The sequence below is a fragment of the Aquiflexum sp. genome (genome assembly GCF_041751335.1).
In the GTDB taxonomy this organism is placed as follows: domain Bacteria; phylum Bacteroidota; class Bacteroidia; order Cytophagales; family Cyclobacteriaceae; genus Aquiflexum.
In genome coordinates this window covers 1-2,765 of the sequence record NZ_JBGSXS010000374.1, presented here as the reverse complement: position 1 = coordinate 2,765, position 2,765 = coordinate 1, and the positions used below count along the sequence as shown (strand labels likewise).

General features: G+C 40.3%; 3 protein-coding genes. 2 read left to right on the top strand and 1 reads right to left on the bottom strand.

Translation table 11 applies throughout. The features are described 5' to 3' along the window. Positions 1–784: acyl-CoA dehydrogenase family protein (locus ACEW8U_RS20090; protein ID WP_373523837.1), on the top strand; the 784-nt coding region annotated here is incomplete at its 5' end. A 380-nt stretch (positions 785–1,164) separates the two neighbouring features. Next, the gene (gene xerA, locus ACEW8U_RS20085; protein WP_373523836.1) at positions 1,165–2,532 is read left to right on the top strand and encodes a site-specific tyrosine recombinase/integron integrase; all 1,368 of its coding nucleotides are present in this window, start codon (positions 1,165–1,167) and stop codon (positions 2,530–2,532) included. 53 nt (positions 2,533–2,585) lie between these two features. On the opposite strand, the gene ACEW8U_RS20080 is transcribed toward xerA, so the two are convergent. Beyond that, the coding region (locus tag ACEW8U_RS20080) for a hypothetical protein (protein WP_373523835.1) at positions 2,586–2,765 on the bottom strand (180 nt) is incomplete at its 5' end.

Sequence of the window (2,765 nt, the reverse complement as noted above, 5' to 3'; positions counted from 1 at the left end):
TTCGGAGGGGGTTTCTGATGCAGAAGCCAAATTGAAAGCCTTGGAACAGTTTGCCATCGAGGCGGCGATTGCGAAGGTGCATGGTTCCGAAGTGTTGGATTATGTGGTCGATCAGGGTGTGCAGGTCTATGGTGGTATGGGTTATTCGGCGGATGCCCCAATGGAACGGGCCTATAGGGATGCCCGTATTTCCAGGATTTACGAAGGGACCAACGAAATCAACCGCATGCTGATGGTGGGCATGCTGCTCAAGCGGGCCATGAAAGGGGAAATCAACCTTTTTGAACCTGCTATGGCAGTGTCGCAGGAACTGACTTCTGTCCCAAGTTTTGAAAGCATTGATACCTCAGCGCTTTTTGCAGCCGAAAAAGAGGTTGTCAAAAACCTCAAAAAAGTGTTCCTGATGGTAGGTGGCAAAGCAGCGATGGCTTTGGCAGACAAAATTGAATCCGAACAGGAAGTGATGATGAATCTTGCTGATGTCATGATTGAAATCTATGCTGCCGAATCTGCAGTACTCAGAACAGAAAAACTGGTCAGTCTCCGTGGAGAAGAGGCCTGCAAGCCTCAGATAGCGATGACGCAGGTGTATTTGTTTGAAGCAGTGGAAAAAATACAGACCGCAGCCAAGGAAGCCATTGCGACCTTTACCAAAGGCGACGAACAGAAAGTCATGCTGATGGGACTGAAGCGCTGGACCAAGACCGACCTGGTCAATACCAAAGAGCTGAGAAGGCAGATTGCGGATTATATGATTGAGAAGGGGAAATATCCTTTTTCGTGATAGGTATAAAAAGATTGGTTTAATTTAAACTGATTTCCCGCAAAAGCGCTAAGATGCAAAGAAAAACAAAGCCTCCAGAAATGGGGGCTTTTTTTGTGTTCATAAACCTTTACAGACCTGGCAAATTTTTACCCTGACACCAATCGGGGCTGTGAAGTCTGAATTAACCGTTTAACTTCAGCCATTTATTTTTACATTTTGGTGATTCGAAGTATTTTACATTATGTTAGATCGAGACCTGTGGAGAAAGTAACCAGTCTTAAAAGCAGATCAAATATGGATTCTTTGTTCCTCTTTGCTTTCCGGTCAGGGGACTTCCTCAATATCGGTCATCTGACATCCAACAATTTAGTAATCTAGACTTTCTAACCTCTTTAAACATGGAACCTAAACCTATCGAACTGGAAATCATCGGGCGGAAGATCATTTTGAAGATGCCCAAGAATGAAGCGGATATACAGTTTATCCGGGGTATTATGTATGCAAGGTGGAATAAGGAGGGATTTTTCTGGGAAATTCCCCATTATCCAGGGAATTTGGAGAAGCTGAAGGGATATTTTGGAGAGCGTCTGACTAAGATAAGTGAACGTCCCGTTATAGAAGTACTTCAGAAAGATGAGCCTGTTTTTTTAGAAAAAAACCAGGTTTTAATGGTCAGGACGAACAAAGGTCGCTTGCTTATTTTTTTTGGATTTCATGCGGGCTTGATGAAAGTGGTTAAGACTTTTCCATATTATCAATGGGATACAAAGACCAAATCATGGAGCATTCCGTATTCCGAGCAGTTTTTGGAAGAAATGAAAAAGAAAATAGGAGAGATGGAATTGGAGTTGATTTACAAAGAGGAATCTGTTCCAGACCGTGTTCCTCGCAAACTTCCAATGGAACATCCCAATTACCGGAAATGCCCTGAGGAGTATGTGCAAAAGTTGGAGGAGAGGAGGTATAGTGAAGGTACAATCAAGGCCTATGTGCCATTATTTGAAGAGTTTATAAATTTTTTCTCAAAAATGGCAATAGAAGACTTGGGTGAAAAAGAGGTAATGGAGTTCTCTAGGTTTCTGGTAAATGAAAGGAAAGTTTCAAGTTCGTATCAAAACCAAGCTATTAATGCGATCAAATTCTACTTTGAAAAAGTAAGAAGAGGAGAACGTAAATATTACCATGTTGATAGACCAATTAGAGAAAAAGCTTTACCTGAGGTGCTTAGTGAAGAAGAGGTGACAAAAATTTTAAGGGTAACCAAAAACATTAAACATAAAGCCATCCTTATGACAATTTACTCGGCGGGGCTTAGAATTGGTGAATTGGTAAATTTAAAAATCAAAGATATCGATTCGAATCGCATGCAGATAAGAGTGGAGCAGGCCAAAGGTAAGAAAGATAGGTATACAGTTCTGTCACAAAAGACTTTGGAAATATTAAGGAGATATATTAAACAGGACAGGCCATTTGAATATTTATTTGAAGGGCAGGGAAGTAGGAAGGAATTACCCGTCAGGTATTCTACTACCAGTATTTCCTCTATTTTAAATAAGGCAGTAAAAAATGCAGGAATTGCAAAAAAAGTAACTGTACATACCTTAAGACATTCCTTTGCAACCCATTTATTGGAAAGAGGAACTGATTTAAGATATATACAAAGTCTTTTAGGGCATGAAAGCCCCAAAACGACACAGATATACACACATATTACCACCAAAGGTTTTGACCAAATAAAAAGTCCATTAGATGGTTTGGATTTATAAAAATTCTTTTAGTTTTATAGAATATCTTTCCACAATATTAAGGAAAGCATGCCTTATTGGCATGCTTTCTCCAATAATAGAAGAAAGCAAAACGTTGAATTGAATTGTAAGAAAACGCGCGAAGCGGGGTCAGGAAAAGAAAAGTCAATGGAAATCTTTGCATAAGGCAAAGAGCCGCAGATCAGGGAATTTGGATAAAGCCTTGGCTTTGTAAAAATGCCTGAAGCGGCAAG